The organism is Erythrobacter sp. SN021, assembly GCF_021864455.1.
This window is the reverse complement of sequence record NZ_JAKKUW010000001.1, coordinates 15,882-34,147: the sequence shown is the minus strand read 5'-3', so window position 1 is coordinate 34,147 and position 18,266 is coordinate 15,882. Positions and strand designations below refer to the sequence as shown.

13 protein-coding genes and 1 tRNA gene are annotated in these 18,266 nt (G+C 63.7%); 4 read left to right on the top strand and 10 right to left on the bottom strand.

The features are described 5' to 3' along the window. Positions 1 to 87: 87 nt before the first annotated feature. Positions 88 to 162: transfer RNA gene (locus tag L5849_RS00135), tRNA-Asn, on the top strand. Positions 163 to 168: 6 nt separating this feature from the next. Here the strand turns inward: L5849_RS00135 and L5849_RS00130 are convergent. Further along, positions 169 to 909 (bottom strand): sulfite exporter TauE/SafE family protein, encoded by a 741-nt coding sequence (locus L5849_RS00130; protein WP_236923784.1) that lies wholly within the window; start codon positions 907 to 909, stop codon positions 169 to 171. Between the two features lie 63 nt (positions 910 to 972). Between L5849_RS00130 and L5849_RS00125 the strand changes: the two genes are divergently transcribed. Then, positions 973 to 1,590, top strand: a complete 618-nt coding sequence (locus tag L5849_RS00125; RefSeq protein WP_236923782.1) for an N-acetyltransferase — start codon at positions 973 to 975, stop codon at positions 1,588 to 1,590. Positions 1,591 to 1,611: 21 nt separating this feature from the next. On the opposite strand, the gene secA is transcribed toward L5849_RS00125, so the two are convergent. Further along, positions 1,612 to 4,371 carry a preprotein translocase subunit SecA gene (gene secA, locus L5849_RS00120; RefSeq protein ID WP_236923781.1) on the bottom strand — a complete coding sequence of 920 codons (2,760 nt, stop codon included), beginning with the start codon at positions 4,369 to 4,371 and terminating at the stop codon, positions 1,612 to 1,614. A gap of 97 nt (positions 4,372 to 4,468) precedes the next feature. Further along, positions 4,469 to 4,777, bottom strand: a complete 309-nt coding sequence (locus L5849_RS00115) for a hypothetical protein (protein ID WP_115416587.1) — start codon at positions 4,775 to 4,777, stop codon at positions 4,469 to 4,471. Positions 4,778 to 4,827: 50 nt separating this feature from the next. On the opposite strand from L5849_RS00115, the gene argJ reads away from it, so the two are divergent. Together argJ and L5849_RS00105 are read left to right on the top strand one after the other, a co-directional pair. Further along, positions 4,828 to 6,054, top strand: a complete 1,227-nt coding sequence (gene argJ, locus L5849_RS00110) for a bifunctional glutamate N-acetyltransferase/amino-acid acetyltransferase ArgJ (protein WP_236923780.1) — start codon at positions 4,828 to 4,830, stop codon at positions 6,052 to 6,054. 44 nt (positions 6,055 to 6,098) lie between these two features. Next, a complete protein-coding gene (locus L5849_RS00105; RefSeq protein ID WP_236924591.1) occupies positions 6,099 to 6,866 on the top strand; it encodes an inositol monophosphatase family protein in 768 nt (255 codons plus the stop codon). Here the strand turns inward: L5849_RS00105 and trxA are convergent. Genes trxA through L5849_RS00070 form a run of 7 tightly spaced genes read right to left on the bottom strand, consistent with a single transcriptional unit; the run spans position 6,863 to position 18,200 of the window. Continuing rightward, entirely contained in the window at positions 6,863 to 7,183 is a 321-nt protein-coding gene (trxA, locus tag L5849_RS00100; protein ID WP_115416585.1) for a thioredoxin, read from the bottom strand. The two genes, L5849_RS00105 and trxA, sit on opposite strands and share 4 nt — an antisense overlap. A 52-nt stretch (positions 7,184 to 7,235) precedes the next feature. After that, positions 7,236 to 10,715: a double-strand break repair helicase AddA gene (addA, locus tag L5849_RS00095; RefSeq protein ID WP_236923779.1), complete on the bottom strand. Its 3,480-nt coding sequence runs from the start codon at positions 10,713 to 10,715 to the stop codon at positions 7,236 to 7,238. Further along, positions 10,712 to 13,723: a double-strand break repair protein AddB gene (gene addB, locus L5849_RS00090; RefSeq protein ID WP_236923778.1), complete on the bottom strand. Its 3,012-nt coding sequence runs from the start codon at positions 13,721 to 13,723 to the stop codon at positions 10,712 to 10,714. The genes addA and addB overlap by 4 nt, the downstream gene beginning before the upstream one ends. After that, positions 13,716 to 14,438 carry a nucleotidyltransferase family protein gene (locus L5849_RS00085; protein ID WP_236923777.1) on the bottom strand — a complete coding sequence of 241 codons (723 nt, stop codon included), beginning with the start codon at positions 14,436 to 14,438 and terminating at the stop codon, positions 13,716 to 13,718. Before L5849_RS00085 ends, addB begins: the two co-directional genes overlap by 8 nt. Further along, a complete protein-coding gene (locus L5849_RS00080; protein WP_236923776.1) occupies positions 14,435 to 15,424 on the bottom strand; it encodes an aminoglycoside phosphotransferase family protein in 990 nt (329 codons plus the stop codon). Before L5849_RS00080 ends, L5849_RS00085 begins: the two co-directional genes overlap by 4 nt. Continuing rightward, positions 15,421 to 15,858, bottom strand: coding sequence for a tRNA (adenosine(37)-N6)-threonylcarbamoyltransferase complex ATPase subunit type 1 TsaE (gene tsaE / locus L5849_RS00075; RefSeq protein WP_115416582.1), 438 nt, complete (start codon positions 15,856 to 15,858; stop codon positions 15,421 to 15,423). The genes L5849_RS00080 and tsaE overlap by 4 nt, the downstream gene beginning before the upstream one ends. Then, positions 15,855 to 18,200, bottom strand: coding sequence for a PAS domain-containing sensor histidine kinase (locus tag L5849_RS00070; RefSeq protein WP_115416581.1), 2,346 nt, complete (start codon positions 18,198 to 18,200; stop codon positions 15,855 to 15,857). Before L5849_RS00070 ends, tsaE begins: the two co-directional genes overlap by 4 nt. Between the last annotated feature and the right edge of the window lie 66 nt (positions 18,201 to 18,266).

Here is an 18,266-nt window from a genome sequence, read left to right as displayed (position 1 = left end):
CTCACCGCGCCGCACAATTTTTGCCATTTGCCCGCTTGCCAAACCGGAATCGCGCCCATATAGGCGCACCCCTGCCCAGCGGGCTGCTCCCCGATAGCTCAGCGGTAGAGTAGGTGACTGTTAATCACTTGGTCGTTGGTTCGAATCCAACTCGGGGAGCCACTTTTCTCACAAATTCAACAGCAAGCGCCCGCCCACCCAGGCGGTAAGCGCGGCTGTGCCGAGCCGAATCCAGCGTTGCGGCAGGTATTTGAGTGCCAGCAGGCTGCCGATCTGACCACCGATGGCCACCGCGACGATGAGAGGGAGGCCGAGGTCCACAGCCGTGCCCAGGCGCCCCGCCCCGCCTTTCAGCAGCTGTCCGGCGAGACCAAACAGCGAATTCACCAGGATGAACAGGCTTGCAGTGGCCGCAATCGCCCGCGCACTGTCCCATCTCGCAAGATGAAGAAACGGCGCGAGGAAAATTCCGCCACCTATTCCGACCAGGCCCGCAAGATAACCGAACGATGCCGCGAGCAAGGGCATCACACCGGCAAGCCGCATCGGATGTTTTTTCGGCGTTTCCTGCACAGGCACGAGCAGCGTCAGTGCCGTGAGAACCAGGCTGACGCCGAGTATTCCCAGAAAGACTTTTTCCGAAATCGGAGTAAGCCCGCCGAGAAACGCCGCCGGCGCTGCGATCCCGGTGAGGACCAGCGCTCCACGCCAGGGCGTTATCCCTGCGCGGGCGAAGCGCAGCGAGCTACCCGCAACGACCACGATATTGCAGGTCAGGGCGAGCAGGGGGAGAATTCTGTAGTCCACCTGCGCAAGCGCCAGCAGAGCCGTATAGGTCGATCCTCCGCCGAAACCCACACTGGCATACAGCAGGGCTGTAACGAAAAATGCGATTGCGAGGGCGGGCATGCAAGCCGTCTAGACCGACATTGCGGGGCGGGCTAGCATCTGCAAGTTAGGAGGGAGGCTGAATTGCTGACAAGCGATATCGATCTGGACGGGACGCTTGCGCGTGCTGGCCCCGGCGATGCCGACATGATCGGCGATATCACCGCCGACGCTTTTCGCCACGATCCGTTCAACCTGTGGGTTTTCCGCAAATTTGCGGGGATCGAACACCTCTTCCGTTTGCAGGCGCGCCGCATCTATGTCCCGCGCGGCTTCTGCTATGCTCGGGGGGATGAGGGCGCCTGCATGTGGATGCTGCCGGGCGGAGACGGGAACTTCGGGCTACGGGACTATGCGGCTTTCGTTATGCCAACCCTGCTGCACTGCGGTCTGGGTGCCGTGAGCCGCGCCGTTCAAACGGGCAAGGCCATGGAAGACCGGCACCCAACCTTCGAACACGCCTATCTTTTCAGTATCGGTGTTCGCCCAGCGGCACGCGGCAAGGGGCTTGGCCGTAAGCTCATCCAGCCCGTGCTGGATGCTTGCGACCGCCAGGGACTTCCCGCCTATCTCGAAAATTCGAACCCGGCGAATACCGGATTCTATAGCTCATGCGGTTTCGAACCGCTCGGCCAGCCAATCCATCCCGAACCGGGCTGCCCACCGCTCATGCCCATGGTGAGGCAGCCCCGGCGCATCTAGCATCGGGGCTGCCATGCCCGCTCACGCCCTTGCGCTGATCGCGCCGTGGCAGTGCTTGTATTTGTTGCCCGAACCGCAGGGACATGGCGCATTGCGGCTGATGTCCATTTCGGCATAGGGATTCTCTTTCGCCGAACCGCCGGGACCGACGGCCGCGCGGGCGCTGCCGGCCAGCGCACCGAACAGGGCTTCGCGCCCCCGCGAACCATCGTCATCATCCGAATTGTCGATGCCGGTAAGCGGATCGATGTGGCCGGTCAGGAAATCGGGAAGCTCGGGCAGGTCCACATCCGGCAGCGGGGCCGGCTCGACCAGCTCGAGGCGGATCAGTTTGTTCGTCACGGTTTCGCGCAACTTGTCGAGCATGGATTCGAAAAGACTGAACGCTTCCTGCTTGTATTCGTTGAGCGGCTGCTTCTGAGCATGGGCGCGCAGGCCCACGACCTGGCGCAGCGCGTCGAGCGTGGCGAGATGGTCCTTCCACTGCCCGTCAAGCTCTTGCAACAGGACGCTTTTCTCGATCCGGCGCCAGAGTGAAGGGTCCGCCGCCGCGATCTTGTTTTCCATGATGCGATCAGCTTCGGCAGCCAGGCGTTCCTCGATGATCTCGGGTTCGACCTGATCCTCCTCGACCCATTGTTCCACTGGCGCATCGAAATTCAACACTTCGTGCACGCGTGTCTTGAGGCCATCGATATCCCACTGTTCGGGATAGGAGCCCGGCGGGCAGGCTTGGGACACGATCGAATTGATCGCATCGTGGCGCATGTCGACAACGACATCTTCCACTGCTTCGCTGTCCATGATTTCCGCGCGCTGCTCGTAGATGACCTTGCGCTGGTCGTTCATCACGTCGTCGTACTGCACGACCTGTTTGCGGATTTCGTAGTTGCGCGCCTCGACCTTCTTCTGCGCAGTCTCGATGGCCTTGGACAGCCATTTCGAGCCGATCGCCTCGCCATCCTCGAGGTTGGAATTCATCATCTTCGCAAACAGCGTATCGGGGCCGAAGATGCGCAGCAGATCGTCTTCGAGGCACAGATAGAAGCGTGAAAGACCCGGATCGCCCTGACGGCCCGAACGGCCACGAAGCTGATTGTCGATACGGCGGCTTTCATGCCGCTCGGTGCCGAGCACAAAAAGCCCCCCCGCATCGAGCACCTTCTGACGCTCCGCAGCGACTTCGGCCTTGATACGCTCGATCTCGAGATCCTTCTTGGCGCCTTCTTCCATGTCGCGGAGTTCATCGTCGATACGGAAATCCACATTGCCGCCCAGTTGAATGTCCGTCCCGCGACCGGCCATGTTGGTGGCGATGGTCACGGCCCCGATACGGCCGGCCTGGGCCACGATATGGGCCTCCCGCTCATGCTGGCGTGCGTTGAGGACTTCATGTTCGACACCTTCCTGCCTGAGGAACTCACTGAGCAGTTCGGATTTCTCGATCGAGACGGTGCCAACCAGCACCGGCTGCCCTATGGCGTTCTTCTCGGCGATCGCCTTGGCGATGGCTTTGAACTTGTCTTGCGTGTTCTTGTAGAATTCGTCGTCCTCGTCGATGCGCGCGACGGGAACATTGGTCGGGATTTCGACCACGTTCATCTTGTAGATGTCCCAGAACTCCGCTGCTTCGGTCGCCGCGGTGCCGGTCATACCCGACAGCTTGGGATACATGCGGAAATAGTTCTGGAAGGTGATCGAAGCGAGCGTCTGGTTCTCGGGCTCGATCTTTACACCTTCCTTGGCCTCTACCGCCTGGTGCAGGCCGTTCGACCAGCGGCGCCCGTCCATCATGCGGCCCGTGAATTCATCGATGATGACGACCTTGTCGTCCTTCACGATATAATCCGTGTCGCGTTTGAACATATGCACCGCGCGCAGGGCCTGGTCGAGGTGATGGACGACCTGGGTGTTTTCGACATCGTAGAGGTTTTCGGTCTCGAGCAGGCCACGCTCGATCAGCAGTTTCTCGACCTCCTCGGTACCGTCTTCGGTGAGCTGGATGCTGCGCTGCTTTTCGTCCTTCTCATACCAGTCCTCGGGGAACTGCTTCACCACCTCGTCAATGGACATGTAGAGGTCGGACTTGTCCTCGGTCGGGCCGGAAATGATCAGCGGTGTGCGCGCTTCGTCAATCAGGATCGAATCGACTTCATCGACGATGGCGAAATTGAAGGGACGCTGGACCATCTGGCCCCGCTCGTGCTTCATATTATCGCGCAGATAATCAAAGCCGAGTTCGTTGTTGGTCGAATAGGTTATGTCCGAATTATAGGCTTCGCGGCGCTGGTGTTCGCTCAGGTTGGGGACAATCACACCCACAGTCAGGCCGAGGAACTTGTGCAAGCGGCCCATCCATTCCGCATCGCGCGCGGCGAGATAGTCGTTGACGGTAACGACGTGTACGCCCTTGCCTTCAATCGCGTTCAGATAGGTCGCCAGCGTCGCGACCAGCGTCTTGCCCTCGCCGGTGCGCATCTCGGCAATCTCGCCGCGATGGAGAACGATACCGCCGACCATCTGCACATCGAAATGCCGCATGCCGAGCACACGGACCGACGCTTCGCGCACCGTGGCAAAAGCTTCAGGAAGAATATCGTCGAGCGCTTTGCCATCGGCCAGTTGCGTGCGGAACTTGTCGGTTTGCGCGGCGAGTTCGTCATCGCTCAGAGCCTGAAGCTGCGGTTCGAGCGCGTTGATCTGGTTGACGATCTTGCCGAGAGATTTGACGTAGCGGTCATTGGATGAGCCGAATACGGCCTTCATTATGGAATTGAGCATGTGAGGGGCCTTCGAGCCTTCCTGATGAACTATGGCGGGAACACCCGCGCACAATCATGGTGGCGGGAGGAAATCGGATGTCTTGGGAGAGCGCGCGCTATTCGTAGGCGCGGTCAATGCCCAATTGTACGGTCGGAATGAAAACCGTAACAAAGGGTTCAGGCTTACAAGGCTTCGCGGTGCGCGGGCCGTCCAGCGACCGGCGAGCCGCGGCACGGCGTTCGCAAGCCTCGCCCTTGCAGGGCTTTTCGGCCCCGGCAGCAACTTCGACACCCGACGCGGCGCTATAGACAACCGCATGCGCAGGCGCACCAGCGGCAGCAAGGCCGGTTAAAAGCGCAAGCAGGGTAATCAGGCGACGAAGCATTGCATCGCTCAGATAGGGCGTGTCACCGAGCGCGTCCACCCCGCTTGACCGTTTACCCCGGGCCAGTCTGCCCCTATTCGGCATGCGCAATGGAACTCGATCGCTCTCCCCTCGCCCGCCCTTTCCCCGAATTGCCGCATATCGACGGCGTGACGCTGCGCGTGGCGCGCGCGGGTTACAAAGCGTGGGAACGTGCCGATCTGACCTTTGCCGAACTGGCTGAAGGCACAGCGGTGGCGGGCGTCTTTACCAAAAGCGCCTGCGCCTCGAGCGAGGTCGAGATGGGGCGCGAGCAGATCGGGCAAGGTCGTGCCCGCGCGCTGATCGTCAATGCGGGCAACTCGAATGCCTTCACCGGCTATCGCGGACGCGAAGCGGTCGAGCAGATCGTCGAGCAGGTTGCCGGTGCGCTGGGTTGCGAGAGCGAGCAGGTCTTCGTCTCCTCGACGGGTGTGATCGGCGTGCCGCTGCCCAAGGACAAGGCACGCAGCGGGGTCGAAGCCGTCCTCGCCGCCGAACCCTGCGGATGGGAAGCGGCAGCTACCGCCATCGGCACGACCGACACCTTCACCAAGGGCGCGCATACCTCCGCAATGCTCGGAGAGACGCGGGTCGAACTGGCGGGTTTCATCAAGGGCAGCGGGATGATCGCGCCCGACATGGCGACGATGCTGGGCTATATCTTCACCGACGCAGCCGTGCATCCCGCTTTCCTGCAGGAAATGCTGTCGAAGGCGAATCAGGCGAGCCTTTCCTGCATAACGGTCGATGGCGATACCTCGACCAGCGACACGGTGCTGCTGTTCGCGACCGGCAAGGCCGGCAATGCTCCGCTTGCCGCCTGGGAGGATGCCGGGGCGGACGCATTCTACGCAGCCCTGCTCCAGCTGTGCCGCGAACTGGCGCAGCTTGTTGTTCGCGACGGCGAAGGCGCGCAGAAGTTAATCGAAATCGCGGTGGCCGGAGCGGCGGACGACGCCAGCGCGCGCCGCATCGGCCTTTCCATCGCCAATTCCCCGCTGGTGAAGACCGCGATCGCGGGCGGCGATGCCAATTGGGGGCGCGTGGTCATGGCCGTCGGCAAGGCAGGCGAACCGGCGGACCGAGACAGGCTCTCTATCGGGTTCGGCGGGACCTGGGCTGCAAGGGACGGACAGCCGCTCGCCGATTACGACGAAGCGCCGGTCGCGAAACATCTGGAAGGCCAGGACATCCGGATCGATGTCGATCTGGGCATCGGCGATGGCCGCGCCACGGTGTGGACCTGCGATCTGACCCACGGATACATATCGATCAACGCGGATTATCGCTCGTGACCCCGAGGAGTACCGAGACCCTCGACCGCGAGATCCTCGCATTGATGCGGCGCGTGACCGAACGGGCGATCATGCCGCGCTACCGCAATCTTGCCGCGGGCGAAGTCGAGGACAAGGGCGGCAACGATCCCGTAACCATCGCCGACAAGGAAAGCGAAGCGCTGCTGCGCGAAGGTCTGCTGCAAATCGACAGTACGTCGGCCTTCGTCGGCGAGGAAGTGGCTCATGCCGATCCCGCGGTGCTCGACCGGCTCGACCGGCCCTGCTGGATCGTCGATCCGGTCGACGGAACGCGCAATTTCGCCACTGGCAAGCCGCCTTTCGGGATCATCATTGCGCAGGCAATGGACAGCGAAGCGCAGTCCGGATGGATTTACGATTGCCTATCGGGCCGCTTCTGCGCCGCGCATAAGGGAAAAGGCGCCACCATCGACGGCGAGCGGATCGTTGCGCGACCGACCGGAAAGGCGCCGCCAATCGGCGCGATCTCGCTGATCTTCATGGAAGAGGAACGCCGCGAGGCCACGCGCCGCCATATCTCGCCCAATTACGAACTGGTCGACATTCCGTTTTGCGCGGCTGAGCAATACCCTCGGCTGGCGCTGGGTGTAAATGACGTCTCGATCTTCGAGCGCACGCTCGCCTGGGATCACGCGGCGGGCGTTTTGTGGCTCAACGAAGCGGGCGGCAAGGCAGCAAGGCCCGACGGATCCGCTTATCGTGTCGACCAGTGGGATCGGCCGGGCCTGTTGGGTGCGGCAAGCCCGGCCCTGTGGGACGAACTTGCCGAACTATATGCGAAAATGAATTAAAGTTCGCTTTCAAGCCACTGCTTGAGCTGGCCTTTGGGCGCCGCGCCGCGCATCTGCGCCGCCGGTTCGCCATTCTTGAACAGCACCAGATAGGGAATCGACTGGACACCCATTTCGCCGGGAATGCCGGGGTTCTCCATGATATCCATCTTGGCAATGGTGACCTTGTCGCCCAGTTCCTCGCTCAGTTCCTCGAGCGCGGGTGCGATCATCTTGCAGGGACCGCACCAGTCAGCCCAGAAATCGACCAGCACCGGCTTGTCGCTTTCGAGCACGTCGGACTTGAAGCTGGCATCGGTAACGGCGGTGGTTGCCATGGGGTATCTCCTGGAAACATCGTATAGCGCCCGATGTGGGCGGCAGTCTGGATTACTCAATGGGTGGCAGGGCAAAACTTTCCTGCGTCTCCGCAAACGCGTCCTTGTAGGCGGCAAGGCGGGCGACCGGCAAGGCGAAGAGCTGCGGCGTCTGGGTATAGAGCACGGCCGCCTCGATGGCGCGTCCCGGATAGATGATTTCGAGCGCGGCGACATAGGCGGCCATCTGCTTCATCGTGCTCTCGGGTATCGCGTCGAGCGATTGGGGGGGCCTGCGAGCGGTTTTGAAGTCGACCACGGTGACTTTCTCGGAAGTGACCAGAAGGCGGTCGGCGGTGCCCATGACCACCTGCCCCTCGACCGTCGCGGCAAGCGGGACCTCGGCCAGTGCCTGCGGCCCGAAGACCTCGGCAAATTGCGGATCGTCGAGCACGGCCAGCGCACTGCTTAGCATTTCCTCGCGCTCGACCTCCCCCAGATCGGCAGCCTGCCGGGCAAGCCACTCGCGGGCTTTTTCCGCACGCGCATCGGGTGCGATTTGCGGCATCCGCTCGAGCAGGGCATGGATCAGCGTGCCGCGCCGCGCAGCTTCGGTCGCCTGGCCCGGCGGAAGCGGCGGGTCGCTGCCCTCCACCTCGCCCAGCCCAGATGGGGCCAGCGGACGCGGAGGGCGTGGTTCGGGGCCGATAGGAGCAAGCGCCCAAGCGGGGAGCGCCGGCTCGGCATTGGACATCGAAGGCTCCGAGGCGACTTCCACGCTCGGTGCCCTCTCGCCGATCTCCCAGCGGGCACCCCAGATGTCGTCGGCAAGGCCTTCATCCTGGCCGAACAGCGGTTTAAGGCGCGCATACCAACTGTCCTCATGCGGGCCATTCTTCGCATCACGCGGGCCGAGCGAGCCGGTAATGAACAGCGCCTCCTCCGCGCGGGTCAGCGCGACATAGAGCAGCCGCCAGTGTTCCTGCATCGCTTTGGCCGCCTCGGCCTCATCCGCTAGCGCGACCGGACCGACCTTCTCGTCCTTGCCCAGCGCGGGAAGCGGAATTTCGCGCAGCTCGCCGCCTCCCGGCAAATCCTCGCGCAGCACCAGATCGCCCGCCCCATCGGGCCGGATCGCCGCATCGGCCAGGATAACGATGGGCGCCTCAAGCCCCTTCGAGCCGTGGACGGTCATCACGCGGACCTGGTCGCCGCCTTCGCCCGCTTCCCGCTTCAGCTCGCCGTCGCCCGCGTCGAACCAGCGGATGAAGCCCTGCAGGCTCGCCGTATGCGCACTGGCATAGGCGTTTGCGGCGTTGAGCAGCTCGTCGATCGGATCGTTCGCCTCGCGACCGAGCCGCGCGACCAGCGCGCGCCTGCCGTCCATCGGCCCAATCAGCATCCAGTGGAGCAATTGCTGCGGGCTGTCGTAATCGGCGCGGCGCAGGATTTCGCGCAGGGCCGCGACCGTTTCGGCAACAAACGGCGTATCGCTTTCGCGCAAATGCTCCCACAGGCGCTTACCCCTTGGCCGATGACCATGGGCAAGCAAGTCTTCCTGGCTCCAGCCCAGGAGTGGTGAGACCAGCAGGCTCGCAAGCGTGAGATCGTCGAGCGGCTGCGCGGCGAAACGCAGCGCCGCCATCAGGTCCTTCACCGCCAGCGGATTACCCAGGCGCAGCCGGTCGACCCCTGCCACCGGTACGCCGTGACGGTACAGCCGCGCCACGATCAGCGCGGCCAGTTCGCGCCGCTTCTGGACGAGGATCATGACATCGCCCGCCGTGGCGCGACGCTTCTTGCCCTTCGATAGCGTGAAGCCCTCGCCTTCCGGGTCTAGCCATGCGGCCACCTGTTTCGCGATATTGTCCGCTAGCTTCCGGTCGTGTCGGGCGAGCCACCCTTCCCGCTCGCCGTCCTCGTCCTCTTCCTCGGCGACACGCACCACCTGCCACAGGCTGACCAACCCCGGTTCGCGGCTGCCACTATGCGGGTCGGAAGGCGTATCGAGACCAAAAGCATCGTATCCGATCGCATCGATCGCGCGGTCCACAAAGCCGAGCACTTGCTGGTTGGTGCGATAGCTGCGGCCGAGGCCGTATTTCTCGAGCGGGCGTAAGCGGGGGCCGCCACGTATCGAACCCGCCGCCTCGGTTGCACCGCTGATCCTTGCGTCGAAATAGTCCCGCGCCTCGCGGAAATTTTCCGGACTCGTGCCCTGGAAACCGAAGATCGCTTGTTTGTAATCGCCAACCGCGAAGATCGTCCGCACCGCCCCGCCCTGCGCGCCCTCGCCATCGAAATAATCACCGGTCAGCGCTTTCACGATGGCCCATTGCGCGGCATTGGTGTCCTGCGCTTCGTCGACGAGGATGTGGTCGAAGCTGCGGTCGAGCTTGTAACGGATCCAGTCGGCCATGGCGCTGTCGGACAGCAGAGTGGCCGCCCGCGCGATCAGGTCGTCGAAATCGACCAGCCCCTCGCGCTCCTTGGCCTTGTGCCAGGCAAGGGCGAAAGCGCGTCCGGCCTCGAGCTGCGGCGCGAGGAAACCGGCGAGACCGAGCAGCGCCCGCCTCTCGCCGACCTTCGCCACCGCCTCGGCAATCGTTTGCTGGTTGTCGGGAAAGGAGGGATCGGCCTTCTCCGCCCCGCCCATCTTGCGAGGGCTTCCGTCCTTCTTGAGCAGCGTGTCGAGGAAACCGTCGAGCCTTGCTAGGCGCGCTTCTGCATCGCCTTGCAGCCAGCCGTCGATGAAATCCGCTGCCGCCTGTCCGGTCTTGGCCGACCATGCACGTGTTTTTGCTTGGCATGCCCGCAAAGTGGAAACGGGAAAATCTCCGTCCGAGCACGCCTCTGCCACCCAAGCCTCGTCCGCATCGGCGGGAATTCCGAGCAGCCGGTGTACGCGCGGCCCCATCGGTGGTTGCCAGCTTCCCGGCCCTTCCCACAAATCCATATGCCGTGCGCAACGCATCAGCCAGCCGCGCACCGCATCGGGACCCTTGCGCTTGCTCATTTCGGCGATTGCTGCGGTGATGCGGGGATCGCCTTCGGCCAGCAGGTCGGACAGAACCTCGCGGCTCAGCAGGTCGCGCTCGCGGTCCTCCATCGGGCGTGATCCCGGCAGAATGCCCGCCTCGCCTGGAAAGGCTGCGAGGAGATATTGCGCAAAGGCATGGATCGTATCGATGCGCAGCCCCCCACCCGGGCAATCGAGCACGCGGGCGAACAGCGAACGCGCGCGAGCCTGCGTTTCGGGATCGATAGGCGCACCGAGATAGCCAAGCTCTCGCGCAAGATCGGTGCTCTTCAACCGCACCCAGCGCGCAAGCACGGCGTTGACGCGCACTGCCATTTCCGCAGCACCTGCTTTAGTGAAGGTCAGGCACAGCACCTGCGCGGGATCGGCCCCCGGCTCGAGCAGCAGCCGCAGCACGCGCGCGGACAGCACCTGCGTCTTGCCCGTTCCCGCGCTCGCAGAAAGCCACACGCTGCCCAGCGGATCGACCGCGAGGCGTTGCTTGTCTTGCAGTTCGTAGACGGTCCCGCTCATGCCTCGTCCCCACCGTCCTGATGGGCAATCCATTCATCGAGGCGCATGAGCTGGTCGTAAGTGTCGTAGGCCGGGTAGTCGGGGTTCTCGCGCGCCGTGAAGGGATCACGCCCCTTGATGAAGCGGTTGATCGCGAGCGCGAGCTTGTCGGCGGCGAGTGGCAGGAAATCCTCCGGCAGCACGCCCGAGGTCTTGCGCCCAACCTTCAGCGGAACATCGACATAGCCGAAACCGAAGGGATTGTCGTCATTCGCCTTGCCCAGCGACCAGTATTCATAGCCCTCCGGATCGCCAGACAGCCCTTCGAACCCGCCGCGTTCGGCGATGAGGCCGAGAATACCGAGTTGCAGTGCAAAGCCCTGTTCGACCATCGCCGCGCTGGGCGGTTTTCCGGTCTTGTAATCGATGATTGCGAGGCTGCCGTTCTCCAGCCGGTCGATACGGTCGGCACGCCCGTGAACCGGCACGCCTTCGAAACTCATCCGGCCTTCCTTTTCGACTGCAAGCACGCGGCGACCCTCGTAGCTCTCGACCTCGTGCTCGACCCACTGAAGCGCGGATTCGAGCCGCGGTTGCCACAGCCCGCGCATCAGCGGGTCGGCATTCTCCTCCTCGAGCACGGCCTCCGTGATCGGCCCAAGCGACGCGCTATTATCCTTCTCGCTCGCCTCGTGCCAGCGCTGGAGGATGGTATGCGCGACATTGCCCTGCCACAGCGCCGACGGCTCGGCATCGAGGACGTCGAGATCGGACAGGCCCATGATCTTGCCCGCGTAGAACTGGTACGGATCGCCCAGCAGCCGGTCGAGCGCGGTGGCGGAAATGTCGACGTCGCGCTGTTCGGGCGTGGGGTTGGTCGCAGGACGCGGATAGCGTCCGGCCATGGCGGCACGGGTCATGGCGCGCGCGAGATCGACCGCCTCCTTTTCCTCATATCGGTCCAGCATTTCTCCGAGCAACGCCTGTACCCGCAGGAGGAAACGCGAGGGGATGGCAGGTCCGGCCTCGTCGCGCTCGGAACGGGAAAGCACGACCTCGGGCGCCCCCATGGCCCCAGCGAGATCGTGCGCGGACAGGCCGATGCGGAAATCGGAACCGGGAACGCCCAGCGCGCGCAAGACCGGCGGTGCGAGCAGCGCATCGACCCCGCCCCGCGTCGGCCAGACGCCCTCGTTCAGGCCGGCGCAGATCACCAGCTCCGCCCGGTTCATCCGGCTTTCGAGAAGGCCGAGGATCTGCACACGCGCATGGCCGCCATAGGGTGGCCGCACCGCGACCTGTTCCATCGCATCGCGCAAGGCAATCGCGGCATCTTCGGGTGCGAGGGCAAAACCCGCCTCGCGCGCATGAAGGCGAAAATCCTCGACGAAAGCGGCGAGCGCGCGGCCGTCTTCCTTGGCCCACAGCTTCTCACCGCATAACGCCTCACCGGTCGCCGCCAGCATATCGAGCAGTTCGGCGAGGGAAACGTGCGGCCGATCGCTCAGCGAAAGCAGCGGATCGAGTGCCTCTTCGACGACGACAAACCACTCCCCGACCCGCGCATGCCGTTCGGCCAGTCTGGCGGCAATCTCACCGATCGGTTTGAGGCCACCCGCCCTGCGCGGTCCGCGCAGTTCGCGTTCGACGCGGCGCAACTGGCGCAGCCACACACCGCGTTCCATCCCGCCATCGACCAGCGGGTGAGCCAGAAGTGCCATCAGGGGCACGGGAGGAGCCTTGTCGGCCATTATCTCGGCGAGCAGCAGCAACAGGCGACCGGCGGGTGTTTGCGACAGGGGCCGCCCCGCAGAATCATCGGCTGCAATATTCCAGCGGTCGAGGTGATGGACCACGCGCCGCGCCAGAGCGCGGTCGGGCGTGACCACGGCAACGCGCTTTTCCGGTTCCTCCAGCGCCTCGCGCACCAGCAAGGCAATAGCCTGCGCCTCCTCTTCCGGATTGGCGCATGTCAGGATCCTGACGCCCGAGAGGCGGCGTTTTTCGGCTGGCAGATCGACCCAGCCCTTGCTCGCTTCCGGCGGGAGGAAGAGCGACCCGATCGCATGGCTGCGCTTCGGCGGCGCGGCGGCAAGACCCTTGCGATGCCAAGGCTGCACTTCTGCGCGCCCGACGCCCATCCGATTGAGCAGCAGCTTGAGATGGTATTGCGGGTGCGTCACCGCATCGTCGCGTGCGAAAGGCGTATCGCCAGGCTCCGGTGCTGCACCCGCCCGACCCAGTTCGTCCCACACCGGCTGGGATAGTGTGAGATCGAAATCGGGCAGGACGACAGCGCCGTTTTCCAGATCGGCGATGACCCGCAGCAGTTTCGCCAGCGAGGGCGCCGCGCTGGTCACGCCGACAGCGACGATGGGTGTTTCCGGCGGATTGTCTTTCCACCGCCGTCCGGCCCATTCGAACAGGCGATTGCGCCGCGCGGCGGCATCAAGCAGCCCCTCCCGCGCAAGCTCCTGCTTCCACAGGATCTGGACTGCCGAGAAATCCCGCAGGCTGTTCTGCCAATGGGCGGACAGATCGGGATAAATGCCCGTCACCGCATCATCCAGCAGGTCCGCGGGATCGATATCTTCCACCAGGAGCCGATCCATCGTCGCCCCCGCCTCCCGCGCGAGGCGCAGCAAGGTCGCCCCCTTGGGTGCGCGCTCGCCCATCACGCCGGTCAAGAGCTTCGCCAGTTCGAACAGGCGCCGCTGAGGATCGATGGCCGGCGGTATGTCCGCCGCCCCCAATGGATCGAGCAACGGGCCGAGCGTTTCATCGAGGTCGAGATCGCCGACCACCGCCATGCGCGGCATCAGCAGCCCCGGTCGACCCATTTTGCCTGCGTGACGGATGAAGGCTTCGGAAATCGTCCGGCGCGCACGGCTGCTAGGCACCAGCAGCGTCAGCCCCGCCAGCCCGAATTCGGCATCGGCATAACGCGGGACGAGGCCCGCAACCAGCGCATCGGCGAACCCGCGATGCGCGGCGATCGAATAGACCTTCGGCTGTGCGCGCTCAGCCACCCGTGAGCGCCTCCTCGGTCGGGCGGATATGGGCGGGCGTGCCGACTTCGTACCACTGGCCGGTAAAAGCCACACCGAACAGACGTCCCTCGGCGATGGCCCGGTCCCACAACAGATTGGTGGAGAACTTGCCGTCCGGCGCATCGCGCAACAGGCGGTGCGAGACGATCTGAATGCCGGTATAAATGAACGGCGCGATCCGGCCCGGCAGCTTGCGCTTCAACTGCCCCGAACCATCCATGTAGAAGTCGCCCGTGCCATCGAAATTGAAGGCGCGCGAATGGGTAACGACCAGCAGCAACGCATCCATCTTCTGCGGATTCCAGCGCGCCGACAGGTCGGCAAAGGCATTGCGCGGGCCATCGAGCCAGATGCTGTCGGCATTGCAGGCGAAGAACGGGTCGGGAAGCAGATCGTCCGCCCGGGCTTTAACCATGCCGCCGCCGGTTTCGAGCAGAAGATCGCGCTCGTCGGAGAAGGTAATCGCGGGAGCCTTGCGCTGCCCGACATGTGCCTCGATCGCATCGGCAAGGTAGTGGACGTTGACAACCGCCCGGGCCACGCCCGCTTCCTCCAGCCGGTCCAGCGCGCGGTCGATCAGGGCCTTTCCCGCTACGCGCACCAGTGGCTTGGGCGTGGCGGCAGTCAGCGGGCGCATACGCTTGCCCAGTCCGGCGGCCATCAGCATGGCAGTATCGGAAGCGAGCTTCGTCACTGGATTTCCCCTCCGAAAGTATCGCGAATTTCCTGCGGGATATTGGCCGCGAACCACTCGGCCACGGGTGCCATGCCCTCATGTGCAAGATCGCGCTCCATCGCTTTCCAGACACGCGGGATCATCGCGAGATAGCGAGCCTTGCCATCGCGCTTCCACAGGCGGGTGAAAATACCGACGATCTTGGCATTGCGCTGCGCGCCCAGTCGCGCATAATCCGCCTCGAAATTTTCGCCCGGCTGCGCCGCCACGCGGTAATGCTCGAGCATTGCGGCTTCGAGCTCCTGCGACACGTCGCGGCGTGCATCCTGCAACAGGCTGACGAGATCGTAGGCGGGATGGCCGACGAGAGCGTCCTGGAAATCGATCAGCCCCTGATCTCCACCAGGTTTGCCGGGTTCCAGCAGCATGATGTTCTCGGCGTGGTAATCGCGCAGTACGGTAACGCCGGGATTCTGCCGATCAAGCAGCGGAGCGAGCGCCCGTTGCCACGCCTCGACCCAACCCTGGCCATCCACGGCAAGGCCCATCGCCGGGCAATACCACTCGACGAATAGGTCCACCTCGCGCTGGTAAACAGCCATGTCGTACGGCTCGAACGGCCCGGGCGGCAGTTCGTGCAACCGCACCAGCGCATCGATAGCCCTGGCGTAGACACCGCGTTCTTCGTCGGAGTGGTCGTCGACCCGCTCGCGCATACGCTGATCGCCGAAATCCTCGATCAGAACCCAGCCTTCCCCTGCGTCTTCGGCGAAGATATGCGGAGCGCGCATCCCGTTGTTCTCGAGCCAGTGCGCGACTTGGAGGAAGGGCTTCGGATCCTCGTGCGGTGGCGGCGCATGCATCAGCATTGCGCTCCGTCCGGCCATACGCAGGCGGAAATAGCGACGAAAACTGGCATCGCCGACAAGCGGGGCGATTTCCGCCCCTTCCCATTCGGTATCGCCAAGAAAGCTATGTAGGCCGTCGGGCAGCGCGTCACTCATGGCCAACGGCTTTGCCAAGATGTACCGGGCGTTACAACGGCTTCGCGCCCGTCTCCCACTTTTTCGAGCGCTATCGAAAGGCAACCCGCCTCGTGTGCGAAACCACCTGCGTGATCGGGCCATTCGGCAAGCAGCACGGCCCCTTCGCGATAGTCGTCGAGGCCGAGTTCCTCGACTTCGGACGGATCTTCCAGCCGGTAGAAATCGGCGTGAACGAGCGGCAGCCGCGTATCGTCATAGGTCTCGATAATCGTATAGGTGGGCGACGGCACTTCGCCGACATGGCCGAGCGCCGCCACGATCGCTCGCGCCAAGGTCGTCTTGCCGGTGCCCAAGGTCCCCGTCAGCGCTACCACGTCTCCTGGAGCCAGTTTTCCGGCGATCCGGCGGCCGAAAGCGTCCATGGCTACAAGGTCGGGAAGTGCGATCCTCATGGCAGGGTGATGGTGGCGGTGGTTCCGCCATTCTTGCGGCTTTGAATGTCGAGCGTCCCATCGTGTGCCTCGATCAGCTGCCGTGCGAGCGGGATGCCCAGGCCTTGCCGACGTTCGATACCCTTGCCGCCCGGCGCCATCCGAATCCCTTCGAGTGCGCGCGCCAGTTCATGCTGGCTCATCCCACGCCCATTGTCGGATATAATGATTTTCGTTTCGCCGCGCTTGCGCCCGATATCGACAACGATCCGGCCCCCCCGCGGAGTTCCTTTGATGGCATTGTCCAGCAATTGGGAAATCGCGCGGCGCAGTTGTTGCGGATCGGCCGTCACCGACTTGTCGGGGTTGCCTTTCAAATCCAGCGTCAGTTCGCCATCAAGAATGCGGCCTTCCTGCTTGCGAACGATCTGGGTGATGAAGGGTAGCAGCTCGAGCTCGGTCTTGCGCAGCGGCATAAGGCCCGCTTCGGACTGCGACAGGTCGAGCACGTTCTCGACCTGCTCGGTAAGTTTGCCGACCGACAGCGAGATTGCCTGGGCATATTCCTTCGCCTGCGGGGTCAGCTCGCCGGCAATTCCACTCGTAAGCAGCTCGGCGAATCCTCCGATCGAAGTCAATGGCGTCCGGAATTCGTAGCTCATATTGGCGAGAAAGCGTGTCATCACCGCATCGGCTTCTTCCAAAGCGCGGTTGCGTTCGCGAAGCGCCTCTTCCGCCTGGCGCGAGGCCGTGACGTCGAGCACAGTCAATAGGCCATTGCCATCGGGCAGCGGCACGCCTGCGAAATCGAGCGTGCGGCCATCGGACAGTTCGATGCGGTCATCACTTTTCTTGCGGTCCAGCGTCGCCGCGCGGATGACCTGGTTGATGCGCGACACGGCCGCCGGATCGGCAAGGTTCTTGGCGATCGCTTCGAGTAAGTCCTCAGCCTGCGGATGCCCGTCCAGAACCTCGGGATCGATCCCCCAAGCGCCCGGAAAGCCGCGATTCCACAGCTCGAGATGTCCATCGGGCGCAAAGACCGCGAGCGCCTCGAACAGATTGTCGAACGTCGCCGTGCGAGTGCGGAGCAAAGTGTCGCGCGTGGCGGACAGCGCGAGTTGTTCGGTGCGGTCTTCCGCGATCATTACCAGGCCACCATCGGGCAGCGGCTGCGCGATAATCCGCAAATGGGTGCTATCGGGCAGCGGCCACGCTTCCTCATGCGGTTCGTCGCGCAGGAACCATTCGGCGAGCTCGTTGCGCCAGGCGGGGAAATCGCGCACTTCGGGAATGCGACCGTTTTCGCGGGCGATCAGCAGCATCTGCTGGAACGTCGTCCGCTCGTTCACCACACCGGGAGGCAGGGCGAACACGCGGTGGAACGGCTGGTTTGCAAATGTCATGCGGTGCGCGGCATCGAACTGAGCAACCCCGATCGACAACTGATCCAGCATCGAACGCTGCGCTTCGCGGAAGGCCCGGAACTCGCGCGCCTGCTCCTCCATCTCCTCGATATCGACCGCGTATCCGGCAATCCCCTCGCCCATCAAAGGCAGGTCGGTAACGCGAATGGTGCGACGCGCATTGTCGATCGTGGCGCTCAGGATACGCTCGATCGGTTGGCGGCGATCGGCAGCCTGCTGCGCGACCTGAGCTGCGGTTCTGCCATTGACGGTTTCGACGAGTTCGATCTGGTCGGCAACGACCTGATCGGCGCTTTCGGCGCCGACTGCGGAAACATAAGCCTTGTTGACCAGCCGCAAGAGCATGTCCGCACCGCGGAACCACATCGGCATGGGGGCGGCTTCGATCAGACCGACCAGGGCACCGAAATCTTCGCGGGCGCGCGCTGCCTCTTCCCGCAATTGCGCAAGCTCCGCCTCGCTGTCGCTGAAATCGAAGACCCAGACCAGCGCCGCTCCACCGGGCGAAACTGCGGGATCCGCCAGCGATCCATGCATAGCCAGCGACTTGCCAGATCCCGGCACGACGGCAACCTCCATGCGAAACGGGCGTGCCGTCCTCTGGGTACGGCGGACATTGCGTGTGAGATCGTCGATCTGCTGCTCGGTCAGCCCGCGCCCGTCGGGACCGGACAATTCGCTGAGATAATCCGGGACCTTGTCAAGCCCGATCCACCGCGCGAGGCGATCCGGAGCCTCGATACGGCCATCCGCCCGGACCAGCAGTGGTATGGCCGGCCCCTCCTCGATCAGGCGCGAAAGCCGAAGGGCAAGCTTGCGGCTGGCGAGCGATTTCTGCTCGCGACCGCTGGCACGCAACATCACCCACACCGCACCGGCGGTCCACAGCGCAAGCAAAAGGCCAAGCAAGGCCGACAATGCGGGAGAACTTTCCATTACCCGCCAGCTATGCCGACCCGCGCGGGAGTGCAATGCCCCCGCGCGAGTTCATGCGATGCAATT

Coding starts and splice junctions, on each gene's coding strand:
- secA (WP_236923781.1), bottom strand. CDS start 4,371: ATGCTCAATTCCATAATGAAGGCCGTATTCGGCTCATCCAATGACCGC.
- L5849_RS00130 (WP_236923784.1), bottom strand. CDS start 909: ATGCCCGCCCTCGCAATCGCATTTTTCGTTACAGCCCTGCTGTATGCC.
- argJ (WP_236923780.1), top strand. CDS start 4,828: ATGGAACTCGATCGCTCTCCCCTCGCCCGCCCTTTCCCCGAATTGCCG.
- L5849_RS00105 (WP_236924591.1), top strand. CDS start 6,099: ATGCGGCGCGTGACCGAACGGGCGATCATGCCGCGCTACCGCAATCTT.
- addA (WP_236923779.1), bottom strand. CDS start 10,715: ATGAGCGGGACCGTCTACGAACTGCAAGACAAGCAACGCCTCGCGGTC.
- L5849_RS00070 (WP_115416581.1), bottom strand. CDS start 18,200: ATGGAAAGTTCTCCCGCATTGTCGGCCTTGCTTGGCCTTTTGCTTGCG.
- trxA (WP_115416585.1), bottom strand. CDS start 7,183: ATGGCAACCACCGCCGTTACCGATGCCAGCTTCAAGTCCGACGTGCTC.
- L5849_RS00080 (WP_236923776.1), bottom strand. CDS start 15,424: ATGAGTGACGCGCTGCCCGACGGCCTACATAGCTTTCTTGGCGATACC.
- tsaE (WP_115416582.1), bottom strand. CDS start 15,858: ATGAGGATCGCACTTCCCGACCTTGTAGCCATGGACGCTTTCGGCCGC.